The following is a 23,821-nucleotide window of genomic DNA, read 5'->3' on the forward strand; positions in this document are numbered from 1 at the left end:
TCAGAAATGCTCACGTTGAACGAGGCCGTCGAAGCGGCCCGGACCCGCCTCGATCAGGCGTTCGCCTCGGAGCCGTGGACGATCGTGCTGAAGCCGGAGCTCACGCAGGAGCACGAGCTGGCCTGGATCGTCCGGTACGACACCCAGGAGAGCATCGACGCCGGGGATCCCCTGGTGGGTCCGTTCAACAAACTGGTGATCGTGGCCAAGGACGGGTCCCGGGTGGACTTCCCGCCGACGCACCTGCCCCTCGACGAGTACCTCGCCTACGTGCGCCACGGCGGCTGGGAGCGGGCCGGCACGGCGAAGACCTCGAAGGCGGAGCCGTGGCAGACAGCGCTGGAGTGGCTGCTGTCCACGTACAACGGGCTCGTCGAGCTGGTGGGCATCGACCCCGTCGCCGAGGACGCCGGGACCTGGCTGTTCGCCTGCCGGACCATCGAGCAACCGGGGTACCCGCGTACGCCGATGCTGGCGGCGTCGCTCGTGGTGCCCAAGGACTACGGGGAGCCGTTCCATCCCGCCTCGAACGATCCGTGGGGCGACGCCTCGGCGTACACGCACGACCCGGTCGAGCGAGACCCGCAGGCGCAGGCGAGGCGGCTGAACGCGCGCGGCTGCGTGGTCACGACGGCCGCCGCGATCGCGGGCGGCCCCTCGTCGCCGCTGCCGTGGCAGCCCTCGCACGAGGCGCCCGGCTGGTGGGAGCTGCTGCTGCGCCGCTACTTCCCCGCCGCCCGCGAGCTGCGGTGCGCGAGCTGGGACGAGGTGATCGCGCGCGCCGAGGAGACCGGACCGGACACCCAGGGAGTGGTGTGGGTACGGCGGGTCATCGGCGGCACCGAGGTCAGCGGGCACCTGCTGTACGCGCACAACAACAGCGGTCAGGTGGTGTTCCTGGACGGGATGACCGGCGGGCTGGCACGCCTGGACCAGGTCGGGGTGCTGCAGCTGGTCTTCGCCCGTGTCGTCCCCGAGGCCGGGGCCGTGACGACCGCGCCCGACCTCGCCACCGCCCGGCACAAGGCCGAGCGGTGGCTGAGGGAGACGTACGCGGAACCGGTCGAGCTGGTGGAGCCGGCCTCGGAGGACGAGACCGCCCGGGGGTGGCTGTTCGCCTGCCAGACGACGGCCGCGCTGCGTACCGGTGACTGGCGTCGCGCGATGCTCGACGCCGCGGTGGTCGTGCCGAAGGGGCCGCAGGAGCCGTTCCTGCTGCCCAACTCCGACCCCTGGGGTTTCCTGGCCGCCTGGGACCGGGACCAGCCCGCGGGGCCGGTGCCCGCGCCGGACAAGGCCGAATGGTTCACCTCCACGATGGCGGCACTGGGCCCGGTGCTGTCCGTCGCGGAGTATCCGACGGTGGCCGCGGCGGTCCAGGGCCTCAGGGCTCTGCCGGCCGGGGGCCGGGCCCTGGTGTGGGTACGGCGGCTGGACGCACGGGGGCGGGAGAGCACCGGGCTGCTCCTCGCGGGGCTGCACAGCGAGTCGGGGATGGTGGGGCTGATCGACTCCGCCGCCGAGGAGCTGCGGGATCTGGACGGCTTCCGCGAGTCCGGTGTGCGGGTGGTCCGGTATCGGTGAAGGAGTGCGGACGGCCGCCCTCGCCTCTGCGGGAGGACCTGCGGACGGGGCGGCCGTCGACTTTCGTCGTGCGGGGCGCGACGAAAGAGGGCGGCCGGCCGGGGGCGCGGGTATCTAGGGTCGGGCGCGTGGATGTGAAGGCGAAGACGCGTGCCGGCCGGGACTGGCTGAGGGGCCCGGAGCCGTGGACCCGGCGGATGCTGGTGGGGGACCTGGCCCTCGGCGGCGTGCTGGCCCTCCTCGGCCTGGGCGTCGAGGAGGTCAGCAACGCCTCCGGGCGGCGCATGCTGCTCGGAGCCGTGGTGGCGGTGGCGTGGACGCTGACGCGCCGCAGGCTGCCGGGGAGCACCCTCGTGCTCGCGTCGGGCGTGGTCACCTTCCTGCCCGGGGCCTTCTTCGTCCTGCCCTTGCTGGGCTGGTCGGCCGGCCGGCGGATCGTCGGGGTGAGCCGGGCGCTGGCCGCTTTCACGCTGGCCTTCGTGGCCGCGATCGGCTGCAGCGTGGTGGACCAGCGGTCACAGATGCAGCCGCTGCTCGTGATCGTGTTCTCCACGCTGATGTTCCTGGCGACGACCGTGATGCCGGGTCTGGCCAGCCGTTACTGGTCGCAGCGCCGCACCCTGCTGCGCGCGCTCCAGGAGCGCAACGGGCAGCTGCTGCGCGAGCGGGCCATGGTCGCCGGGCAGGCGAGGCTGCGCGAGCGCCAGCGCATCGCCCAGGACATGCACGACAGCCTCGGGCATCAGCTGGCGCTGATCTCCGTGCACACCGGTGCGCTGGAGGTGGATCCGAAGCTCACCGACCGGCAGCGTGAGGCGGTGGGCGTGCTGCGGCAGGCCTCCGTGGCCGCCATGCACGAGCTGCGCGAGGTCGTCGGCATCCTGCGCGACGGGGTGGAGGCGCCCGCGCCCGTGGAGGAGGCCCAGCCCGCGGCGCGCGGGGTGGCCGGCATCGCGGGGGTGGTGGAGGCGGCCCGGGGCTCGGGGACCGACGTCCGGATGACCACGTCGGGCCGGCCGAGACCCTTGGTGGCGGCGTGCGACCACGCCGCGTACCGGATCGTTCAGGAGGCCCTGACGAACGCGTACAAGCACGCGCCGGGTGCGCCGATCACGGTGGAGCTGAGGTTCGAGGACGACTCGCTGGTCGTGGAGATCGCCAACGGACCGTCGGCCGGTCCGGCGGCCGACGAGGTGGTGTCGGGCGGGCAGGGACTGACGGGGCTCCGCGAACGGGCCCGGCTGGTCGGCGGGATGGTGCACGCGGGCCCCGCCGAGGGCGGCGGGTTCCGGGTGGCCGGGGTCCTGCCGTACGGGGCGGAGCCGGCCGGAGTGGCGGACGTGGCCGACGACTTCGGGCAGCAGGCGCACGCGTACGCGGGCGGTCCGCTGCCGGGGCGGGGCGGCGAGCAGCCGATGGACTGGCAGGCGGTGGACCGGGAGCTGGCGGTGCGCATGCCCAGCCGGTCGGGTGGCGTCGCGGTGGGCTGCGGGATCGCCTTCGCGGCGGTGGTGCTGCTCGTGATCGTGTTCGGCGCCGGAGTGGTGCTGCTGATCGACTCGGCGAGTGACGCGATGATCGACCGGGACGAGTTCGACGCCGTGCAGGTGGGCGAGACGGAGCAGTCCGTCCGCGACCGGCTGCCGACCGGGGAGAACTTCATGACCGCCGGGGCCGCCCGCAAGGGGCCGCCCAGGCCGGCGGGCTCGGACTGTCTGGCCCTGCTGGCCGAGAATCAGCCGAGCACCCTCGGAACGGACCGGATCTTCCGGTTCTGCTTCCAGGACGGCAAGCTCGTGGACAAGCAGGAGTACGAGGTCAAGCAGTAGGAGCGTGGGGTGACAGCCGAAGTGATCAGAGTGGTGATCGCTGACGACGAGCCACTGATCCGGGCCGGGATCAGGATGATCCTGACCTCGGCGTCGGACATCGAGGTCGTCGCGGAGGCGGCGAACGGCAGGGAGGCGGTGGACCTGGCCCGCTCGCACGCGCCCGACGTGATGCTGCTGGACATCCAGATGCCGGTGATGGACGGGCTGTCGGCGCTGGGCGAGCTGCGGCGGGCCGTGCCGGAGGTGCGGGCGCTGATCCTGACCACCTTCGGCGAGAAGGAGAACGTGCTGCGGGCGCTGGGCGAGGGCGGTGCGGGATTCCTGCTGAAGGACTCGGCGCCGGGCGAGCTGATCGGGGCGGTCCGGGCGGCCGCCGCCGGGGACGCGTACCTCTCGCCGGGGGCGACCCGGCACGTGGTGGACCAGCTGGCGTCAGGGAAGGCCGCCGGGCGCGGGGAGGTGGCCCGGCGTCAGGTCGCGGAGCTCAGCGACCGGGAGCGCGGTGTGCTGGCGCTGCTGGGCGAGGGCCTGTCCAACGCGGAGGCGGGCCGGCGGCTGCACATGAGCGAGGCGACCGTGAAGACGTACGTGAGCCGGATCCTGGCGAAGCTGGACTGCGAGAACCGGGTGCAGGCGGCGCTGCTGGCCAGGGACGCCGGGCTGTAGATACGGTCAGCCCGTTCGAGAAGCGATCAATGAAGTGAACGGGTGGGGGCGGCGTCGATGGCGGCGATTGCGGGTCAGCGGATTCCGGACGTGGCGGGCTTCGCGCCGAGGGTGGCGGCCGGTTCGCCGAAGGAGGAGGGCAAGGCGCTGCGCGCCCGCCTGCCGCGGTCGGCGCACGCCGCCTTCGTGGCGCCGGCCGGCCGGCCGGACGCCGTGCGCGCGGTGGAGGAGTCCAACGCCGGGCGGGTCGCCGACCTGACGCCGATACGGGTCGGCCGGATGGCCGCGAACCCCTTCGCGTTCCTGCGCGGGGCCGCCGGGCTGATGGCCCACGACCTGTCCGCTGGTCCCGTGACCGGGGTCGGCGCGCAGATCTGCGGCGATGCGCACGCGGCGAACTTCGGTCTGTACGGGGACGCGCGCGGGCGGCTCGTCATCGACCTCAACGACTTCGACGAGACCGTGTTCGGCCCGTGGGAGTGGGACGTGAAGCGGCTGGCGGCCTCGCTGGTGCTCGCGGGCCGGGTGGCCGGCGCGGACGAGGTCACCTGCCGGGCGGCCGCCCAGGACGCGGTGGGGGCCTACCGGCACACCATGCGGCTCCTGGCGAAGCTGCCCGCCCTCGACGCGTGGAACGCCATCGCGGACGAGGAACTGGTCTCGCACGCCGACGCCCACGATCTGCTGGGCACGCTGGAGCGGGTCTCGGAGAAGGCCCGCAACAACACCTCCGCGCGGTTCGCCACCAAGTCCACGGTGATAGGGCCGGACGGCGGCCGCCGTTTCGTCGACGCGCTGCCCGTGCTGCGCCGGGTCGGGGACGGGGAGGCGGCGGCCGTGGCGGCCTCGCTCGGCCCCTACCTGCAGACGCTCCAGGGCGACCGGCTGCCGCTGCTGGCCCGGTACACGATCCAGGACGTGGCCTTCCGCGTGGTGGGCACCGGGAGCGTCGGCACCCGCTCGTACGTGGTCCTGCTGCTGGACCACCGGGGCGAGCCGCTGGTCCTCCAGGTCAAGGAGGCGCGGCCCTCGGTGCTGCTGCCGCACCTGCCCGGGCTGGGCTTCGTCCCGGCGCCGGAGGAGCACGAGGGCCGGCGGGTGGTGGCCGGGCAGAAGCGGATGCAGGTGGTCTCCGACATCATGCTGGGCTGGACCACGGTGGAGGGCCGCCCCTTCCAGGTGCGGCAGTTCCGCAACCGCAAGGGCAGCGTGGACCCGGCGGCGCTGGCCGTCGACCAGATCGACGACTACGGGCGGATGACCGGAGCCCTGCTGGCCCGGGCGCACGCGCACAGCGTCGACCCGCGGCTGCTGGCCGGGTACTGCGGGAAGAACGACGAGCTGGACGCGGCGATGGCCACCTTCGCCGTGGCCTACGCCGACCGCACCGAGGCCGATCACGCCGATCTGGTGGCGGCGGTGCGGGCCGGCCGGATCGCGGCGGAGACCGGGGTCTGACCGCGTTCCGGGGGTCTTCCGCGGGTGTCCGTGGGTGCTCCGACCAGGGCCTGAGCGGTCCGGCCGGAGCCGTAGGAGGCCCGGTCGCGGCGGGCGGTGTTCCACGTGAAACATCGCCCGCGCGGGCGGGCCGTAGGCTGGCCGGGTGAGCGAGCAGACCGAGCAGCCTGAGCAGACAGTCCCCGGTGATTCCGGTGACTCCTCCGTCACCGGTGGGGAGCGCCCGGAGGCGCGCCTGGAGCGGGCCGTGCGGGCCGCCGAGCAGGCGCTGATCGAGTTCGAGATCGCGGTGGAGACCTTCCGGGTGGAGGTGGAGAACTTCTCCCGCCTGCATCACCAGAAGCTCGGCCCCATGTACACGAGGCTCGACGAACTGGACGCCCTGATCGCCGAGGCGAAGGCGTCCCGCAGCGGCGATCCCGAGGACCTGCGACGGGCGGAGGAAGCGCGCTCGCTGGTCATGCCGATGCCCGGCGTGGACGAGCTGTTCCACGACTGGCTGGGCTCGGACGGGATCTCCGACGACGCCTCCGCGATGCTGACCGACCGGCCCGTGCGGCCCCCGGAGCGGGTGCGGCCCTCGGAGGAGGTGCGCCGCCTCTACCGCGAGCTGGTCCGACAGGCCCACCCCGACCTCGCCCAGGATGAAGGCGAGCGGGAGCGGCGCGACGCGTTCATCGCGCGGGTCAACGCCGCCTATGGGCGCGGTGACGAGGGGCTGCTGCGCGACCTGGCCGAGGAGTGGGCGGCCGGACCGGCCCCCGAGGCGGCGGTGCCGGGCGAGAGCGAGGAGCTGTACGCCCGGCTGGAGTGGCTGGCACGCCGCAAGGAGCTGCTGTCGCTCGTGGCCAAGGAGCTGGAGGACAGCGCCATCGGGTCGATGCTGAGGATGGCGCCCGCAGATCCCGACCGGCTGCTGGAGGAGATCGCGGAGCAGCTCCTCGCGCAGGTCTCCGAGCGCGAGGCGGAGCTGGCGGCGGAGCTCGCCGCCGAGTGAGCCCGGCCCGCCCGTACCGGCTGGTCGGATAGGTTGGCAGCAGATTCGTGAAGAGAGAAGGCGACAGCTATGAACTTCGGACCGCTTCCCTCGGTGGACGCCACCGCGGTGCCCTCCGAAGGCTTTGTCCTCGACGTCCGTGAGGACGACGAATGGGCGGCCGGCCACGTCGAGGGTGCTCTGCACATCCCGATGAGCGACTTCGTGAGCCGCTTCGGGGAGCTGACCGAGGCTGTCGAGGACGGCCGCCGGGTGTATGTGATGTGCCGGGTCGGCGGGCGTTCCGCGCAGGTCACCCAGTACCTGGTGCGCCAGGAGATCGACGCGGTGAACGTCGACGGCGGGATGAAGGCCTGGGACGGTGCCGGGCGCCCGATGGTGACGGACAACGGGAACCCGGCCTTCGTCCTCTGACGAGGAGCCGGCTCAGGCGAGGGGGTGGGCGGCCAGCAGGTCGCCCAAGGCCTCCTCGTGCGCGGCGGCCGGGCCGAGCTGGAGCTCCAGCTGCTTGGCCCACGCGTGGTAGCGGTGCAGCGGGTAGTCGGTGTCGGCGCCGAAGCCGCCGTGCAGGTGCTGGGCGGTCTGTACGACCCGGCGCACGCCCTCCGAGGCCCAGATCTTGGCGACCGCGACATCACCGGAACTCGGCAGTGGACCACCGGCGCCGCCGGTGGCGGCGTCGAGCCGCCAGGCGGCCTGCCACAGGGTGACCTCCATGGCGCGCAGGTCGATGTACCGGTCGGCGGCCTGGACCGCTACGGCCTGGAAGGTGGCCACCGGGAAGCCGAACTGCTCGCGTTTGCCGGTGTACTGGCTGGTCATGGTGAGGACGTTCTCGCCGAGTCCGAGCGCCAGCGCGCAGGTGCCGGTGGCGAGGAGCTGGCGCAGCCGCTCCCAGGCTCCCGGGGTTTCGATGAGGTGCGTCGCGTCCACCCGCACGCCGTCGAGGGCGAGTTCGGCGAGCCGCTCCCCGCTCGTGGAGACCTGCTCGGCGAGGGCCAGCCCTTCGGCGGCACGCGGGACGAGTGCGAGGACGGCCTCGCCCTCGCCGGTGTGCGCGGGTACGGCGATCCAGTCCGCGCTGTGCGCCCAGGGAACCGCGGTCTGCGTACCCTCCAGGATCCACGCCTCGCCCTCGCGGCGGGCGATGACGGCGAGTTCGGCCGGGTCGTGGCCGGAGCGCCCGTGGGCGGCGGCGGTGAGCACGAGGGTGCCGTTCGCGGCGCCGGGCAGCAGGGTGGCGGCCAGTTCGGGGCTGCCGTGTGCCTGCACGGCCATCGCGGTGGCGCAGTGCTCCAGCAGCGGGACCCGCGCCAGGACCCTGGCGGACTCGCGCAGCACCAGGCACAGGGCGACGGCGTCCAGGCCCGCTCCTCCGTGCTCTTCGGCGAGGACCAGGCTCAGCAGGTCCGATGCGGCGAGCTTGGCCCACAGCGGGCGGTCGAAGTCGTCGGCGACGGCCCCCGGGGTCAGCGCGGGGCTGGGCACGCCGTCGGGCGCGACATCCGCGAAGACGGCCCGGGCCGCCTCGACGGCGGCCTGCTGCTCCTCGGTGAAGGTGAAGTCCACTGCCTGTCCTCCCGCGTCGTTCAGGTCTGACGGTGTCGCGTCCGACAGTGTCGTGTCTGACGGTGCGTCAAGATAGAACATGTTCTGGTAAATGGACAGGCCTTGAAAACCGTCCGGCCCCTGCCGTGGGACAGGGGCCGGACCGGGCCGGACGGAAGGGACGTCGTTCCGCTCAGCGGTCGAAGTCGATCTCCACTTCCTCGGTGACCGGGTGCGACTGACAGGCCAGGACGAACCCGGCCTCCGTCTCCTCGGCCTCCAGCGCGAAGTTCCGATCCATCCGGACCTCGCCCGAGACCACGAAGGCCCGGCAGGTGCCGCACACCCCGCCCTTGCAGGCGTACGGGGCGTCCGCGCGGTTGCGGAGCACCGCGTCCAGCAGCGACTCGCCGTCCTGGACCGGCCAGGTGCCCGAGCGGCCGTCGAGCCGTGCGGTGACCCGCCCGTGCGCGGGGGCCGCGGAACCGGCGGCGCGGGCCGCCGTCGGCGCGGTGTCCTCGACGTGGAAGATCTCCTCGTGCACCCGGGTCCGTGCCACGCCGAGCGCGCCCAGGGCACGCTCCGCGCCCTGGACCAGACCGTACGGGCCGCACAGGAACCAGCCCGTCACCTCCGTGACCGGGAGCAGCGCGGGCAGCAGGGCTGCCAGCCGCTCCTCGTCCAGCCGCCCGGAGGGTAGCCCGGACTCCTGCTCCTCCCGGGACAGGACCGTCACCAGCTGGAACCGTGCCGGATACCGGTCCTTGAGGTCGGCCACCTCTTCCAGGAACATCGTCGAGGCCGCCGTACGGTCGCTGCGCACGAGGCAGAAACGGGCGTCGGGCCGGGCGGCCAGCAGGGTCGCCGCGATCGACAGCACCGGCGTGATGCCGCTGCCGCCGACGATCGCCGCGTAGTGCGCCGAGCCCGGGGCGGCGGCCGGCTCCAGCACGAAGCGCCCGGCCGGGACCATGACCTCCAGTACGTCCCCGGCGGCGATCTCCTTGTGGGCGAAGGTGGAGAACTCGCCGCCCTCCACCAGCCGCACCCCGACCCGCAGCCGCTCCGGGCCCGGGCCGTCCGCGGACGGTGCCGGGGAGCAGATCGAGTAGGTGCGGCGGACCTCGGTGCCGCCCTCGGGGGCGGTGCGGCGCAGCGTCAGGTGCTGGCCCGGGGCGTGCCGGTAGTCCTCGCGCAGCTCCTCGGGAACCCGCAGGGTCAGTGCCACCGAGTCGTCGGTGAGCCGGTCGACAGCCGCCACCGTCAGCGGGTGGAACGCGCCGTGGCGGGGGGCGGCCATCTAGAGCTCCTTGAAGTGGTCGAACGGTTCGCGGCAGGCGGTGCAGCGGCGCAGCGCCTTGCATGCGGTGGAGGAGAAGCGGCTGAGCAGCTCGGTGTCGGTGGATCCGCAGTGGGGGCAGCGGACCGACAGGGTCAGCGGGACCGGCCCGCCGGCCGCGTGCGGCCGGGGCGGGGCGATGCCGAACTCGGAGAGCTTGCGCCGGCCCTCGGCGCTGATGTCGTCGGTCGACCAGGCGGGGGCCAGCACGGTCGTCACCCGCACCTCGGGAATGCCGTGGCCGGTCAGGGCCCGTTCGATGTCGGCGGACATGGCCTCGATGGCCGGACAGCCGGTGTAGGTCGGGGTGAGGGTGACCTCGGCATGACCGTCCTCGTGCATCCGCACCCCGCGCACCACCCCGAGCTCCCCGAGGGTGAGCACGGGCAGCTCCGGGTCCGGGACGGAGCCGGCCAGCGCGGCCAGTTCCGCCTCCAGTCGGGTCGTTCCGGCGTCGGCGGTCACCACGAGGCCCCCGGGTGGCTGCGGTGCAGGTGCTGCATCTCGGCGAGCATCCGGCCGAAGGACTCGGTGTGCAGCCCCTGCCGTCCGGCGCCCGCGGCCCAGGCGCCGGTGCGCGGCCCCTGGGGCAGGTCGAGGCCGGCCTCCTCCAGTACGCCGGTCAGCGCGGCCAGCCAGCGCTCCTCCACGGCGGTCAGGTCGAGGCCGTCGAGGCCGTCCACCGGCTGGAACATCTCGCCGGTGAACTTCCACAGCGCGTCGAGGGCGGCCCGCATACGGCCGCGGCTCTCCTCGGTGCCGTCACCGAGCCGCAGGGTCCACTGCTCGGCGTGGTCGCGGTGGTAAGCGGTCTCCTTGACGGCCTTGGCCGCCAGCGGCGCGAACGGTCCGTCCCCGCGGGCGAGCTCCCCGTAGACCTCGTGCTGGTAGAAGGAGAAGTAGAGCTGGCGGGCGATGGTGTGGGCGAAGTCACCGTTCGGCTGCTCGACCAGCTGGAGGTTGCGGAAGGACCGCTCCTCGCGCAGGTAGGCCAGCTCGTCCTCGTCGCCGACCATGGACAGCAGGATCCGGGCCTGGCCGAGCAGGTCGAGGGCGATGTTGGCGAGGGCGACCTCCTCCTCCAGGACGGGGGCGTGTCCGGCCCATTCGCCGAGGCGGTGGGAGAGGATCAGCGCGTCGTCGCCGAGCGCGAGCGCCGCCGCGGCGGTTGCGCCGGTGAGGCGCGTGATGTCGGTGCTGGTCACAGGTGGCTCACCCCCTCCGGGATGTCGTAGAAGGTGGGGTGCCGGTACGGCTTGTCGGCGGACGGCGCGAAGAAGGGGTCCCGCTCGTCCGGAGAGGAGGCGGTGATCTCGGTGGAGGGCACCACCCAGATCGAGATGCCCTCGCCGCGCCGGGTGTAGAGATCGCGGGCGTTGCGCAGGGCCATCTCCGCGTCGGGGGCGTGCAGGCTGCCCGCGTGCGTGTGCGAGAGGCCGCGGCGCGAACGCACGAAGACCTCCCACAGGGGCCAGTTCTGCGTCATACCCGTGCCTCCTCGTTCTGTCCGGCGTGCTTCGCCGCTTGCTGTGCCACCTGCTGTGCCGTCTGCTTGCGCGCGTACGCGGCGGCCGCGTCGCGCACCCAGGCGCCTTCCTCGTGGGCCCTGCGCCGCTGCCCGATCCGCTCCTCGTTGCAGGGACCGTTGCCCTTGAGCACGTTCCAGAACTCGGCCCAGTCGATGGCGCCGAAGTCGTGGTGTCCACGCTCCTCGTTCCACTTCAGGTCCGGGTCGGGCAGGGTCAGACCGAGGGACTCGGCCTGCGGGACGGCGATGTCCACGAACCGCTGGCGCAGCTCGTCGTTCGAATGCCGCTTGATGCGCCAGGCCATCGACTGGGCCGAGTGCGCCGACTCGTCGTCCGGCGGGCCGAACATCATCAGCGAGGGCCACCACCACCGGTCCACCGCGTCCTGGGCCATCGCGTGCTGGGCCTCGGTGCCCTGCGAGAGGGCCATGAGCAGCTCGTACCCCTGGCGCTGGTGGAAGGACTCCTCCTTGCAGATCCTGACCATGGCGCGTGCGTAGGGCCCGTAGGAGCAGCGGCAGATCGGCACCTGGTTGGTGATCGCCGCGCCGTCCACGAGCCAGCCGATGGCGCCGACGTCCGCCCAGGTCAGGGTGGGGTAATTGAAGATCGAGGAGTACTTCTGCTTGCCCGAGTGCAGCTTGTCGAGCAGCTCGTCGCGGCTGGTGCCGAGGGTCTCGGCCGCGCTGTAGAGGTACAGCCCGTGGCCGGCCTCGTCCTGGACCTTGGCCATCAGGATCGCCTTGCGGCGCAGCGAGGGCGCGCGGGTGATCCAGTTGGCCTCGGGCTGCATGCCGATGATCTCGGAATGGGCGTGCTGGGCCATCTGGCGCACCAGGGAGGCGCGGTACTCGTCCGGCATCCAGTCGCGCGGCTCCACGCGCTCGTCGGCCGCCACGGCCGCGTCGAAGGCCGCCGCTAGCTGCGCGCCCAGGTCAGCAGTCATGCCTGTCCCGTCCGTCCCGTCTGTCCCGAGGGCCGTGTCCGGCCCCGTCTCCGGGGTCACTGCCACCATTCCGGCCCCCTGCCAGAGTCCGCTGTCCGCCCGACCGACCGATCGTTCGGTTCATGCGCTTCAATGGTGAGACGGCGGCCCGTAGGGTGTCAACCTCTGAGGTCAACCCTGTGGACGCCGGACGATCGGGTGGGGATGGATTCGAACGAGCACGAGCCCGCCGAAGGGGCCGCTCCGCCACCCCCGCGGGCGCCGGGGATAGCCGGTCTTTCCGCCCCGTACCGGGTCGTGACCGCCCTGGCCCTGGGGGTGATCGCGGTGGCCGCCTGCACGCACCTCGCGTTCGTCTTCCTGCACGTGGCCCCGAGCAACACCGTCAGCCGGCAGCACGCGAAGACGATCGACAGCTGGATCTACCCCGAGTTCGAACAGAACTGGAAGCTGTTCGCGCCCAACCCGCTGCAGCAGAACATCGCGGTGGAGGCGCGCGCGGAGGTCCGGGGAGGGGACGGCGAGCTGGTCACCACCCCCTGGCGCGACCTGAGTGCCGAGGACGGGGAGGCCATCCGGCACAGCCTGCTGCCGAGCCACACCCGGCAGAACGAGCTCCGCCGGGCCTGGGACTTCTTCACCGGATCCCACGACGAGGACAACAAGCCGAACGGCGAGCGCGGTCAACTGTCCGAGGAGTACCTCCGACGGATCGTGGTGAACCGGTTCGCCCCCGTGCCGGGGGACGGCACCCTCCTGCGGATCCAGCTGCGCTCGGCTACCACGGCGGTGCCCGCGCCGAAGTGGAGCACCGAGACCACCGACACCCAGACCTACTACCGGGAGCTGCCGTGGTGGACGCTGTGAGGCGCGCCCGCGAGGCGGCGGGCCGGGCGGCCGCACGGGTCACCGGGGAGGCGCTGGGCCCCTACCAGAGCGCCGTGGTCCGCATCGGCTTCGCCGCGACCTGGCTCTTCTTCCTGCTGCGCGAGTTCCCGAACCGCGCCGAGCTGTACGGGCCGGACGGGCCGTGGAGCTGGGGCCTCGCGGAGCGGCTGATCGAGTCCAACCACGCCTTCACGGTGCTGATGTGGTCGGACTCGACGCTGTGGTTCGAGCTCGTCTACGCGGTGTCCGTGCTGGCCGGCGTGGGGCTGCTGCTGGGCTGGCGGACGCGGGCGACGTCGGTGCTCTTCATGGTCGGCGTGCTGTCGCTGCAGAACCGCAGCGTGTTCATGGGCGACGGCGGGGACAACGTCATCCACCTGATGGCGATCTACCTGGTGCTGACCCGGTGCGCGCAGGTCTGGTCGCTGGACGCGCGCAGGTCCCGTACGCGCGGCACGGCGACGGCCGGGGCGGCCGGTCCGGTGCTGTGGGGTGTGCTGGGCGCGGTGCTCGCGTTCGGCGCGGCGACCGGCCGGTTCGGCTACGGCTGGCTGGCGGCGTTCGCGGCGGTATGGGTGGTCTGCGGGCTGTGGTGGCTGGCCGACCGCTACGAGCCGGAGGGCGAGGGACGCGCGGTACTGGACGTCCTGGCCAACCTGCTGCACAACGCGGGCATGCTGGTGATCATGGCGGAGGTCTGCCTGATCTACGCGACGGCGGGCTGGTACAAGATCCAGGGATCCCGTTGGCAGGACGGGACGGCCCTGTACTACCCGCTGGGGCTGGACTACTTCACCCCGTGGCCGGCGCTCTCGGCGCTGGTGGCGGGGAGCGGGACCCTGGTGATGCTGCTGTCGTACGGGACGGTGGCGGTGCAGGTGGCGTTTCCGTTCACGCTGTTCAACCGGCGGATCAAGAACGTGCTCCTGGCGTTGATGATGCTGGAGCACGCGGGGATCGCGGTGCTGCTGGGGCTGCCGTTCTTCTCCTTGGCGATGATCGCCGCGGACGCGGTGTTCCTGCCGACCGGGTTCCTGGTGTGGCTGGGGGTACGGGCCGCCGCGCGGGGCTCGCGGGCGCGGGCGGTGGAGCCTGCGCCGGATGCGCAGGATGCCGCCGAGCCGAAGCCCGCGCCCGTGCCCGGCCCGCGCTGACGGCTGCCCGCGGCGCCGCCCCGGGGCCCACCGCCCGGGCCCGCGTCTCGACCCCCGGCGGGGCCGGAGCGGTCGGGGGCGGGCCGTAGGGTCGGGGTATGGACGACACGGTGCGGGAATGGCGGGAGGCCGAGCAGGCGGGGGATCTCGTACTGCTCGACGGGTTTCACGCGCTGAAGCACGCCCTGCGGTTCGGGGCAGACGTGCGGACGGTCATCGCCGACGACCCCGCCGCGGTACGGGCGCTGGCCCGTGAGCTGGCTCCGGATGTCGAGGCCGCCGTGGTGAGCCTGGTGCGGCGGGCCCGGCTCAAGGAACTGCTGCCTCGCGTGCACCCGACCGGGGTCGCGGCCCTCGCGGTCCGGCCCGACCGGGCCGCCGGCATCGCGGGGCTGGGGCGGGTGCCCCGGCCGGCCCCCGTCGTCGTCCTCGACAACCCCCGCAACCTGGGCAACGTCGGAGCCGTCGTCCGGCTCGCCGCCGGCTTCGGCGCCACCGGCGTGGTGACCCGGGGCGACCTCGACCCCTGGCACCCGAACGTGGTCCGGGCCGGGGCCGGGCTGCATTACGCCACCACAGTCGAGCGCCTCGAACTGGACGAGCTGCCCCCCGGGCCGCTCTACGCGCTCGACCCCGAGGGCGCGGACATCCGCGCCCTCACTCTCCCGGACGACGCCCTGCTCGCCTTCGGCTCGGAGCGCCACGGGATCTCACCCGAGCTGCGCGCCCGGGCGGACCACCTCGTCTCCCTGCCCATGCGTCCCCAGGTCTCCAGCTACAACCTCGCCACCAGCGTGGCCATGACCCTCTTCCACTGGGGCGGCCCCCCGGCCCACGAACAGGGCGGCGAGGACTTTTAGGCCGTGACTTTGCGGCCACGACCCAGGTGGACGCCTCCTCCCGTCCCTTCCCCGAGGAGCGGTCGGAGGAGGAGGCTGCGGTCCACCCGGGCCGGGGTCTGCCTGGGGTGATGCGGCGACGCGGTTACGCCTGGCGGCGGACCTCCACCACCCGGAAGCGGTTCGCGACGAAGGCGCCGTCGCACAGGGCCGCGTTGGCCGCCGGGTTGCCGCCGGAGCCGTGGAAGTCCGAGAACGCGGCGGTCTGGTTGACGAACACCCCGCCGGTCAGGTTCAGGGAGAGCTGCGCGGACTCCTCCAGGCAGACCTCCTCGATGGCCCGCTCGGTGTCGGCCGACGTGGTGTACGCGCCCACCGTCATGGCGCCCTTCTCCCGCACCGTGCGGCGCAGCAGGTCGAGGGCGTCCGCGGTGGTGTCCACCGCCACCGCGAAGGAGACCGGACCGAAGCACTCGGAGAGGTACGGCGCCTCCGGGTCGGGCTTGGCCGCGTCCAGCTTGACCATGACAGGGGTACGGACCACCGCGTCCGGGAACTCGGGGTTCACGACCTCCCGGGAGGCCAGCGCGACCTCGCCCAGTGCGGCCGCGGCCTCCAGCCGGCTCCTGACGTCCGGGTTGACCAGCGCGCCGAGGAGCGCGTTGGCCCGGGCGTCGTCGCCCAGCAGGCCGCCGACCGAGGCGGCGAGGTCGGCGACGACCTCGTCGTAGGTCTTGTGGCCGGCGTCCGTCGCGATGCCGTCGCGCGGGATCAGCAGGTTCTGCGGGGTGGTGCACATCTGGCCGCTGTACAGGGACAGCGAGAACGCCAGGTTGGACAGCATGCCCTTGTAGTTGTCGGTGGAGTCCAGGACGACGGTGTTGACGCCGGCCTTCTCCGTGTAGACCTGCGCCTGGCGGGCGTGGGTCTCCAGCCAGTCCCCGAACTCCGTGGACCCGGTGTAGTCGATCAGCTTGATCTCGGGGCGGACCGCGAGGGTCTTGGCGATGCCCTCGCCCGGGCGCTCGACCGCGAGCGCCACCAGATTCGGGTCGAAGCCCGCCTCGGCGAGGACCTCCCGCGCGACCTGGACGGTCAGCGCGAGCGGCAGCACGGCCCGCGGGTGCGGCTTGACCAGCACCGCGTTGCCGGTGGCGAGGGAGGCGAAGAGGCCCGGGTAGCCGTTCCAGGTCGGGAAGGTGTTGCAGCCGATCATGAGGGCGATACCGCGCGGGACGGCCGTGAAGGTCTTGCCGAGCTCCAGGGGGTCCTTCTTGCCCTGCGGCTTCGACCAGTCGGCTTGGCCCGGGACGCGGGTCTGCTCCTCGTAGGCGTAGGCCACGGCCTCCAGACCGCGGTCCTGCGCGTGCGGGCCGCCCGCCTGGAACGCCATCATGAAGGCCTGGCCGCTGGTGTGCATGACCGCGTGCGCGAACTCGTGGGTCCGGGCGGAGATGCGGGCCAGGATCTCGATGCAGACGAGGGCGCGCGCCTCGGGTCCGGCGTCGCGCCAGGCGTTCATGCCGGCCTTCATCGCGGGCAGCAGCACGTCCGGGTCCACGTGCGGGTACTCGACACCCAGCTCCGGGCCGTAGGGGGACACCTCGGCGCCCGTCCAGCCGTCGGTACCGGGCTGGCCCAGGTCCAGCCGCGTGCCGCGGACGGCCTCGAAGGCGGCGAGCCCGTCGGCGGGCGCGGTCTCGCCGTACGCCTTGGGGTGTTCGGGATGCGGGGACCAGTAGGCGCGGCTGCGGATCGCCGACAGGGCCTGGTCCAGGGTGGGCCGGTGCTTGGCGGACAGCTGGGGGACGGTGAGCTCGGCGGCCATCAGGGACCAACTCCTCGTTGAGCCGGGCGAAGAAGAGCAGACTGGAGCTAGAGTAACCGAACGATCGGTCGGGACAAGAGGGCCCGGCGGACCTGTGGACAAGTGTGTGCGGGAGGATCAGGGCATGACAGCAATCGAGCGGTCCCGCACTGTGGCGGTCATCGGCGCCGGCACCATGGGACAGGGCATCGCCCAGGTCGCCCTCCTCGCGGGCCACCGCGTGCTGATCTACGACATCGACGCCGCGCTCGCCGCCGACGGCGTCGGTATCGTCCAGGACCGGGTCGACCGGATGGCCGCGAAGGGCCGCCTGGACCGCGCCGAGGCCGAGGAGGCGATCGGCCGGATCGCTGCGGCCGGCGACCTCGCGGACCTCGCCGGCGCCGCCCTCGTCATCGAGGCGGTGGTCGAGAACGTCAGTGTGAAGCAGACGCTCCTCGCCGCCCTCGAAGAGGTGGTCGCGCCGGACGCGCTGCTGGCGACCAACACCTCCTCGCTCTCCGTCACCGAGCTCGCCGCCGGGCTCGCGCACCCCGGCCGCTTCCTCGGCCTGCACTTCTTCAACCCGGCCCCGCTGCTCCCGCTCGTCGAGGTGGTCAGCGGTTTCGCGACCGACCCGGCCGCCGCCGAGCGCGCGTACCGCACCGTCCTCGGCTGGGGGAAGACACCGGTCCGCTGCGCCGACACCCCCGGTTTCATCGTCAACCGGATCGCCCGCCCCTTCTACGCCGAGGCCTTCGCGGTGTACGAGGAGCAGGGCGCCGACCCGGCCACCATCGACGCCGTGCTCCGGGAGAGCGGCGGCTTCAAGATGGGCCCCTTCCAGCTGACCGACCTGATCGGCCAGGACGTCAACGAGGCCGTGACCCGCTCGGTGTGGGAGTCCTTCTTCCGCAGCCCGAAGTTCACCCCCTCCCTTGCCCAGCGCCGCCTCGTCCAGTCGGGCCGCCTCGGCCGCAAGACCGGGCACGGCTGGTACCCGTACGGCCCGGACGCCGAGCCCGCGCTCCCGCACACCGCCGCGCCCGAGGAGGCGCCGGCGAAGGTCACCGTCGTCGGCGACCTCGGCCCGGCCGCCGACCTGGTGGACCTGCTGGAGGAGGCGGGGATCGCGGTCGCGGCCACCGAGCAGGGCGGCCCGTACATCCAGCTGCCCGGCGAGGGCCAGCTGGTCCTCGCGGACGGCAAGACCTCCGTGGAGTTCGCGGACGTCGTCTACTTCGACCTCGCGCTGGACTACCGGGGCGCCACCCGGATCGCGCTCTCCGCGAGCGGGGACACCAGCGAGCGGACCCTCGCCGAGGCGATCGGCCTCTTCCAGAAGCTGGGCAAGCAGGTCTCCGTGATCGGTGACGTCCCCGGCATGATCGTCGCGCGGACCGTCGCGATGCTGATCGACCTCACGGCCGACGCCGTCGCCCGTGGCGCGGCCTCCGCCGAGGACATCGACACGGCGATGCGGCTCGGCGTCAACTACCCGGTGGGTCCGGCCGAGTGGCACGACCGGCTCGGCCAGGACTGGGCCTACGACCTGCTGCACAACCTCGACGAACGCGTTCCCGGCGGCCGCTACGCGCCTTCTCTCGCCCTGTTCAAACTGGGCTACGAGGACGGCGGCGAGACCGGCGGCGGCGAGACCGGCGGCGGCGAGACCGGCGGCGACGAGGGCGACCAAGGCGACACGGGGGAGAACGAGTGACGACGGCCAAGCGGGACACCTACACCCCCGAGACCCTGCTGTCCGTCGCCGTCCAGGTCTTCAACGAGCGCGGTTACGACGGCACCTCGATGGAGCACCTCTCCAAGGCCGCGGGCATCTCGAAGTCCTCGATCTACCACCACGTCGCGGGCAAGGAGGAACTGCTGCGGCGGGCCGTCAGCCGCGCCCTCGACGGCCTCTTCGGGATCCTGGAGGAGCCGGGCGCGGTACGCGGCCGGGCGGTCGAGCGCGTCGAGTACGTCACGCGCCGCACGGTCGAGGTGCTGGTCGGGGAGCTGCCGTACGTGACGCTGCTGCTGCGCGTGCGCGGCAACACCCGCACCGAGCGCTGGGCGCTGGAGCGCCGCCGCGAGTTCGACCACCAGGTCGCGGACCTGCTCAAGGCCGCCGCGGCGGAGGGCGACCTGCGGGCCGACGTGGACATACGCCTGGCCACCCGGCTGCTCTTCGGCATGGTCAACTCCCTGGTCGAGTGGTACCGCCCGCACTCGGGCACGGGCACCGACCAGCTCGCGGACGCCGTCGTCCACATGGCCTTCGACGGCCTGCGCACCGCCCCACACCCGCCGACCGCCTGAGCCGACCCCGGCCGGCCCGGGTGCGAGCATGCCGCATGAGCACCTTCCTCCCCACCCTCACCGAGCGCCGCTCTCCCTGGGTCACCTTCACGCGTGCCGACGACCCCTGGGTGGCGGGGGCGGAGGCCGAGCTGCTCGCGCGGGACGGCCTGGTACTGCGGATGGCCGGCGGCGAGCTGGACACGGAGCAATGCGTCTACCGGACGTTCGCCCGCGAGCTGGGCTTCCTCGGTTACTTCGGCCACAACTGGGACGCGATGGTCGACTGCCTCGGCGACTGGCACGGTCCGGGGCACGGCAAGCAGGACGTCGCCGTGATCATCGACGCCGCCGACGGCCTGCTCGGTGCCGACTTCCTCGGGGTCTTCGTCTCCGCCCTGGCCCGGGGCGCGTGGCGGGCGAACTTCATGGTCGACTCGGACGGGGACCCGGACGAATGGGCCGACCCCTTCGCCCTGCACTTCGTCTTCCTGCTGGACCGCACCGAGCCCGCCGCGTTCGCACGGGAGGTGGTGTCCCAGGACGAAGACCTGCGCGAGGCGGTCGTCGACGGGCGGCTGCTCGTCACCCTGACAGGCGTCGACAGGCCCGGCGGGGACCCGGTGTGGCCGCCGGCCGGCGGGTCCCTCCAGTCGGCGGCCCGGACTCCCGCGTAGCGCTTTCGGCCCCGTGCGGCCCTACTCCTCCGAGATCGTCGGCCCTGTCCCCGGTCCGGGGCCCGGGGACAGGAGATCCGTTTCCTCGAAGACCAGCAGGGTGCGCGTCGAGAGGACCTCCGGGATGGCCTGCAGCCGGGTCAGGACCAGCTCGCGCAGGGTCCGGTTGTCCGGGGTGTGCACCAGCAGCAGGACGTCGAAATCGCCGCTGACCAGCGCGATGTGCGCCGCGCCGGGGAGCTCGCGCAGTTGCTCGCGGACCGTGCGCCAGGAGTTCTGGACGATCTTCAGGGTGATGTACGCGGACGCCCCCTGACCCGCGCGTTCGTGGTTGACGCGGGCCGTGAACCCGCGGATCACCCCGTCGTCGATGAGCCGGTTGATCCGGGCGTAGGCGTTCGCCCGCGAGACGTGCACCTGCTCCGCCACCGACCGTATCGACGCCCGGCCGTCCGCCTGGAGCAGTCGCATGATCGACCGGTCGATCGGATCCAGGGGGCGAGGTGCGACGGGCGGGCCTCCAGTGGCTCCCGGGGCGCCCCCCGGCGCAGCCGGTGCGGGACCCGGTCCGGCCATTTGTTCATCCGGCATTGCCCGATGCCTCCCTCTCCTGGACGTCCTGCATCCATCCCAGGGCCCCGGCGCCCGTTTGTCCACAGCCTGGCGCCGCCTGTAGCCAAATTGCGCGGACAACCGAACAATCGGTAGGTGAGGGGCCTCACATCCGGGGCACTCCCTGCCCGCTTCCCACGAGGAGGTGTACGCCGCCATGACGGTCCAAGAGCTGCCCGGTGCCGGTGCGTCCCACCGTTCCACCCAGCCGCCCGCCTGGAGTCCCCGTACGGACGCCGCTCCGCTGCTTCCGGACCCCGAGCCCTACCGGGTGCTGGGCACCGAGGCGGCGGACCGGCTCGACCCGGAACTGATGCGCCGCTACTACGCCGAGCTGGTGCGCGGCCGGCGCTACAACGCCCAGGCCACGGCGCTCACCAAGCAGGGCCGCCTTGCCGTCTACCCCTCCACCGTCGGCCAGGAGGCCTGCGAGATCGCGGCCGCCCTGGTCCTGGAGGACCAGGACTGGCTGTTCCCGAGCTACCGCGACACCCTGGCGGCGGTTGCGCGGGGACTGGACCCCGTGCAGGCGCTGACCCTGCTGCGCGGCGACTGGCACACCGGATACGACCCGCGCGAGCACCGCATAGCCCCGCTCTCGACCCCGCTCGCCACCCAGCTGCCGCACGCGGTGGGCCTGGCGCACGCGGCCCGGCTGCGCGGTGACGACGTCGTCGCCCTCGCCATGGTCGGCGACGGCGGCACCAGCGAGGGCGACTTCCACGAGGCGCTGAACTTCGCCGCCGTCTGGCAGGCCCCGGTGGTCTTCCTCGTGCAGAACAACGGCTTCGCGATATCCGTCCCGCTCGCCAAGCAGACCGCCGCCCCCACCCTCGCCCACAAGGCCGTGGGTTACGGGATGCCCGGCCGGCTGGTCGACGGCAACGACATCGCCGCCATGCACGAGGTGCTGACCGAAGCGGTCCGCCGGGCCCGGTCCGGTGGTGGTCCGACCCTGATCGAGGCCGTCACCTACCGCATGGAGGCCCACACGAACGCCGACGACGCGACCCGCTACCGCGGAGACGCCGAGGTCGAGGCCTGGAAGGCGCACGACCCGGTCGATCTGCTGGAGCGTGAGCTGACCGCCCGCGGGATCATCGACGAAGCGGCGATCCAGGCGGTGCGCGACGACGCCGAGGCGATGGCCGCGGCGCTCCGCGAGGGGATGAACGCGGACCCGGTGGTGGACCCGATGGACCTGTTCGCGCACGTGTACGCGGAGCAGACGGACCGCCTGCGGGAGCAGGCGGACATGCTGCGCGCAGAGCTGGAAGCCGAGGACCAGGCGTGACAACGGTGGCGGCGAAGTCCGCGAAGACAAAGGCCAAGCCCGCGACGATGGCGCAGGCCCTGACCCGCGCGATGCGCGACGCGATGGCCGAGGACCCGACGGTCCACGTCATGGGCGAGGACGTGGGGACCCTGGGCGGGGTCTTCCGGATCACGGACGGGCTCGCGAAGGAGTTCGGCGAGGAGCGCTGTACGGACACCCCCCTCGCGGAGGCGGGAATCCTGGGCGCGGCGGTCGGCATGGCCATGTACGGGCTGCGGCCGGTGGTGGAGATGCAGTTCGACGCCTTCGCCTACCCGGCGTTCGAGCAGCTGATCTCGCACGTGGCGAAGATGCGCAACCGTACCCGCGGCGCGATGCCGCTGCCGATCACCATCCGCGTACCCTACGGCGGCGGGATCGGGGGCGTGGAGCACCACTGCGACTCCTCCGAGGCGTACTACGTGGCCACGCCCGGCCTGACGGTGGTCACCCCGGCGACGGTCGAGGACGCGTACGGCCTGCTGCGCGCGTCGATCGCGAGCGACGACCCGGTGGTCTTCCTGGAGCCGAAGCGGCTCTACTGGTCGAAGGCCGACTGGCGCCCCGAGGCGCCGACGGCCGTGCCGGGCATCGGCAAGGCGCTGGTCCGGAGGACCGGCACGAGCGCGACCCTGATCACCTACGGCCCTTCGCTCCCGGTGTGTCTGGAGGCGGCCGAGGCGGCGCGCGAGGAGGGCTGGGACCTCGAGGTCGTGGACCTGCGCTCGCTCGTCCCCTTCGACGAGGACACGGTCGTGGAGTCCGTACGCCGCACCGGACGCGCGGTGGTGGTCCACGAGGCCGGCGGCTTCGGCGGACCGGGCGCGGAGATCGCCGCCCGCGTCACCGAGCGGTGCTTCCACCACCTGGAGGCGCCGGTGCTGCGGGTGACGGGCTTCGACATCCCGTACCCGCCGCCGATGCTGGAGAAGCACCACCTGCCGGGAGTGGACCGGATCCTGGACACCGTGGCACGCCTGCAGTGGGAGAACTGATGCCGCAGGTAATGGAATTCAAGCTTCCCGATCTCGGGGAGGGCCTGACCGAGGCAGAGATCGTCCGCTGGCTGGTCGCGGTGGGCGATGTCGTCGCCATCGACCAGCCGGTGGTCGAGGTCGAGACGGCCAAGGCGATGGTGGAGGTTCCGTGCCCCTACGGCGGTGTGGTCACCGCCCGTTTCGGGGAGGAGGGCACGGAACTGCCCGTCGGAGCACCGTTGATCACGGTGGCGGTGGGGGCGTCCTCGCTCCCGGAGGCCCCGGCTGCCCCGGCCGCCGAGGCCGAAGGCTCCGGCAACGTGCCCCGGCCCCTGATCGGTTACGGCGAGGACCACTCGCGCCCGGCGCGTCGGCGACGGGTGCGACCCGTCACCGCCGCGGTCTCGGCGCCCGTCGTGGTGGCCCCGGTCGCTCCTGCGGCCCCCGTCGCTCCGGCAGCCCCGGTCGCTCCGGCGGTGCCCGCCGGGCCGGTACCCGTGATCTCGCCGCTGGTGCGCAAGCTGGCCAAGGACGGCGGGGTCGACCTGCGCGCGCTGAAGGGGTCGGGGCCCGAGGGGCTGATCCTGCGGGCCGACGTCGAGGCGGCGCTGGCCGCGCTGCGGGCGCCCGAGCCGGCCCCGGTGACCCCGGCGGTGGCGGCGCAGGGCGAGCGGATCCCGCTCAAGGGGGTGCGCGGGGCGGTCGCCGAGAAGCTGTCGCGCAGCCGCCGGGAGATCCCGGACGCCACCTGCTGGGTCGACGCGGACGCCACCGAGCTGATGGCGGCCCGGGCCGCGATGAACGCCGTGGGCGGGCCCAAGATCTCGGTGCTCGCGCTGCTGGCCCGGATCTGTACGGCCGCCCTGGCCCGCTACCCGGAGCTGAACTCCACCGTGGACCTCGCGGCCAAGGAGATCGTCCGGCTCCCGTCGGTGCACCTGGGCTTCGCCGCGCAGACCGAGCGGGGATTGGTGGTCCCGGTCGTCCGGGACGCGCAGCACCGCAACCCGGAGTCCTTGTCGGCCGAGTTCGCCCGGCTGACGGAGCTCGCCCGGGCCGGGAAGCTGGCTCCGGCCGATCTGACCGGCGGCACCTTCACTCTGAACAACTACGGGGTGTTCGGGGTCGACGGCTCCACGCCGATCATCAACCACCCCGAGGCGGCCATGCTGGGTGTGGGCCGGATCATCGACAAGCCGTGGGTGCACGAGGGTCAGCTGGCGGTCCGCAAGGTCGTCCAGCTGTCGCTGACCTTCGACCACCGGGTGTGCGACGGCGGTACGGCGGGCGGCTTCCTGCGCTACGTCGCCGACTGCGTGGAATCCCCGGCGGTTCTGCTGCGCAGCCTGTAGTCC

Annotated in this window: 23 protein-coding genes; 15 read left to right on the forward strand and 8 right to left on the reverse strand. The window is 72.9% G+C overall.

Annotated features, from left to right (window positions below; translation table 11 throughout):
- The first annotated feature begins 6 nt into the window (after positions 1–6).
- From ACWGIU_RS01215 to ACWGIU_RS01240, 6 genes are all read left to right on the forward strand, one after another.
- Positions 7–1,584, forward strand: coding sequence for a YrhB domain-containing protein (locus ACWGIU_RS01215; RefSeq protein WP_453701625.1), 1,578 nt, complete (start codon positions 7–9; stop codon positions 1,582–1,584).
- Positions 1,585–1,712: 128 nt separating this feature from the next.
- On the forward strand, positions 1,713–3,413 hold the full coding sequence (locus ACWGIU_RS01220) for a sensor histidine kinase (protein WP_453701626.1): 1,701 nt from the start codon (positions 1,713–1,715) through the stop codon (positions 3,411–3,413).
- Between the two features lie 9 nt (positions 3,414–3,422).
- Positions 3,423–4,082, forward strand: coding sequence for a response regulator transcription factor (locus ACWGIU_RS01225; RefSeq protein ID WP_453701627.1), 660 nt, complete (start codon positions 3,423–3,425; stop codon positions 4,080–4,082).
- Between the two features lie 57 nt (positions 4,083–4,139).
- Entirely contained in the window at positions 4,140–5,540 is a 1,401-nt protein-coding gene (locus ACWGIU_RS01230) for a DUF2252 domain-containing protein (protein ID WP_453701628.1), read from the forward strand.
- A gap of 235 nt (positions 5,541–5,775) precedes the next feature.
- Complete coding sequence (locus ACWGIU_RS01235) at positions 5,776–6,537, forward strand: hypothetical protein (protein ID WP_453701645.1); 762 nt, start codon at positions 5,776–5,778, stop codon at positions 6,535–6,537.
- A 69-nt stretch (positions 6,538–6,606) separates the two neighbouring features.
- Positions 6,607–6,951 carry a rhodanese-like domain-containing protein gene (locus ACWGIU_RS01240; protein ID WP_453701629.1) on the forward strand — a complete coding sequence of 115 codons (345 nt, stop codon included), beginning with the start codon at positions 6,607–6,609 and terminating at the stop codon, positions 6,949–6,951.
- 12 nt (positions 6,952–6,963) lie between these two features.
- Here ACWGIU_RS01240 and ACWGIU_RS01245 read toward each other — a convergent pair whose 3' ends face one another.
- From ACWGIU_RS01245 to paaA, 6 genes are all read right to left on the reverse strand, one after another.
- Positions 6,964–8,106: an acyl-CoA dehydrogenase family protein gene (locus ACWGIU_RS01245; RefSeq protein WP_453701630.1), complete on the reverse strand. Its 1,143-nt coding sequence runs from the start codon at positions 8,104–8,106 to the stop codon at positions 6,964–6,966.
- Between the two features lie 172 nt (positions 8,107–8,278).
- On the reverse strand, positions 8,279–9,385 hold the full coding sequence (gene paaE, locus ACWGIU_RS01250) for a 1,2-phenylacetyl-CoA epoxidase subunit PaaE (protein ID WP_453701631.1): 1,107 nt from the start codon (positions 9,383–9,385) through the stop codon (positions 8,279–8,281).
- Positions 9,386–9,892 (reverse strand): 1,2-phenylacetyl-CoA epoxidase subunit PaaD, encoded by a 507-nt coding sequence (gene paaD / locus ACWGIU_RS01255; protein ID WP_453701632.1) that lies wholly within the window; start codon positions 9,890–9,892, stop codon positions 9,386–9,388. It abuts the gene before it with no gap.
- Entirely contained in the window at positions 9,886–10,629 is a 744-nt protein-coding gene (paaC, locus tag ACWGIU_RS01260; protein WP_453701633.1) for a 1,2-phenylacetyl-CoA epoxidase subunit PaaC, read from the reverse strand. Before paaC ends, paaD begins: the two co-directional genes overlap by 7 nt.
- Positions 10,626–10,910, reverse strand: a complete 285-nt coding sequence (gene paaB / locus ACWGIU_RS01265; protein WP_030009045.1) for a 1,2-phenylacetyl-CoA epoxidase subunit PaaB — start codon at positions 10,908–10,910, stop codon at positions 10,626–10,628. Before paaB ends, paaC begins: the two co-directional genes overlap by 4 nt.
- A complete protein-coding gene (gene paaA / locus ACWGIU_RS01270) occupies positions 10,907–11,968 on the reverse strand; it encodes a 1,2-phenylacetyl-CoA epoxidase subunit PaaA (RefSeq protein WP_453701634.1) in 1,062 nt (353 codons plus the stop codon). Before paaA ends, paaB begins: the two co-directional genes overlap by 4 nt.
- A 135-nt stretch (positions 11,969–12,103) precedes the next feature.
- Between paaA and ACWGIU_RS01275 the strand changes: the two genes are divergently transcribed.
- The 3 genes from ACWGIU_RS01275 to ACWGIU_RS01285 all read left to right on the forward strand — a co-directional run bounded on the left by ACWGIU_RS01275 (position 12,104) and on the right by ACWGIU_RS01285 (position 14,801).
- Positions 12,104–12,766, forward strand: coding sequence for a DUF5819 family protein (locus ACWGIU_RS01275; protein ID WP_453701635.1), 663 nt, complete (start codon positions 12,104–12,106; stop codon positions 12,764–12,766).
- Entirely contained in the window at positions 12,754–13,941 is a 1,188-nt protein-coding gene (locus ACWGIU_RS01280; RefSeq protein ID WP_453701636.1) for an HTTM domain-containing protein, read from the forward strand. The genes ACWGIU_RS01275 and ACWGIU_RS01280 overlap by 13 nt, the downstream gene beginning before the upstream one ends.
- 98 nt (positions 13,942–14,039) lie before the next feature.
- Complete coding sequence (locus ACWGIU_RS01285) at positions 14,040–14,801, forward strand: TrmH family RNA methyltransferase (RefSeq protein WP_453701637.1); 762 nt, start codon at positions 14,040–14,042, stop codon at positions 14,799–14,801.
- Positions 14,802–14,925: 124 nt separating this feature from the next.
- On the opposite strand, the gene paaN is transcribed toward ACWGIU_RS01285, so the two are convergent.
- The gene (paaN, locus tag ACWGIU_RS01290) at positions 14,926–16,608 is read right to left on the reverse strand and encodes a phenylacetic acid degradation protein PaaN (RefSeq protein ID WP_453701638.1); all 1,683 of its coding nucleotides are present in this window, start codon (positions 16,606–16,608) and stop codon (positions 14,926–14,928) included.
- A 124-nt stretch (positions 16,609–16,732) separates the two neighbouring features.
- On the opposite strand from paaN, the gene ACWGIU_RS01295 reads away from it, so the two are divergent.
- From ACWGIU_RS01295 to ACWGIU_RS01305, 3 genes are read left to right on the forward strand one after another with little or no spacing between them, the layout of a single operon-like run.
- Positions 16,733–18,307, forward strand: coding sequence for a 3-hydroxyacyl-CoA dehydrogenase (locus ACWGIU_RS01295; RefSeq protein ID WP_453701639.1), 1,575 nt, complete (start codon positions 16,733–16,735; stop codon positions 18,305–18,307).
- Positions 18,304–18,906, forward strand: coding sequence for a TetR/AcrR family transcriptional regulator (locus tag ACWGIU_RS01300; RefSeq protein WP_453701640.1), 603 nt, complete (start codon positions 18,304–18,306; stop codon positions 18,904–18,906). The genes ACWGIU_RS01295 and ACWGIU_RS01300 overlap by 4 nt, the downstream gene beginning before the upstream one ends.
- Before the next feature lie 35 nt (positions 18,907–18,941).
- The gene (locus ACWGIU_RS01305; RefSeq protein WP_453701641.1) at positions 18,942–19,562 is read left to right on the forward strand and encodes a barstar family protein; all 621 of its coding nucleotides are present in this window, start codon (positions 18,942–18,944) and stop codon (positions 19,560–19,562) included.
- 21 nt (positions 19,563–19,583) lie between these two features.
- On the opposite strand, the gene ACWGIU_RS01310 is transcribed toward ACWGIU_RS01305, so the two are convergent.
- Positions 19,584–20,153 (reverse strand): Lrp/AsnC family transcriptional regulator, encoded by a 570-nt coding sequence (locus ACWGIU_RS01310; RefSeq protein WP_453701642.1) that lies wholly within the window; start codon positions 20,151–20,153, stop codon positions 19,584–19,586.
- A 178-nt stretch (positions 20,154–20,331) separates the two neighbouring features.
- Here ACWGIU_RS01310 and pdhA point away from each other — a divergent pair, with 178 nt between their 5' ends.
- From pdhA to ACWGIU_RS01325, 3 genes are read left to right on the forward strand one after another with little or no spacing between them, the layout of a single operon-like run.
- On the forward strand, positions 20,332–21,468 hold the full coding sequence (gene pdhA, locus ACWGIU_RS01315; RefSeq protein ID WP_453701643.1) for a pyruvate dehydrogenase (acetyl-transferring) E1 component subunit alpha: 1,137 nt from the start codon (positions 20,332–20,334) through the stop codon (positions 21,466–21,468).
- A 47-nt stretch (positions 21,469–21,515) separates the two neighbouring features.
- The gene (locus tag ACWGIU_RS01320) at positions 21,516–22,484 is read left to right on the forward strand and encodes an alpha-ketoacid dehydrogenase subunit beta (protein WP_453701646.1); all 969 of its coding nucleotides are present in this window, start codon (positions 21,516–21,518) and stop codon (positions 22,482–22,484) included.
- A complete protein-coding gene (locus tag ACWGIU_RS01325; protein WP_453701644.1) occupies positions 22,484–23,818 on the forward strand; it encodes a dihydrolipoamide acetyltransferase family protein in 1,335 nt (444 codons plus the stop codon). The genes ACWGIU_RS01320 and ACWGIU_RS01325 overlap by 1 nt, the downstream gene beginning before the upstream one ends.
- Positions 23,819–23,821 lie beyond the last annotated feature (3 nt).

This window comes from Streptomyces sp. NPDC054840 (assembly GCF_053611065.1).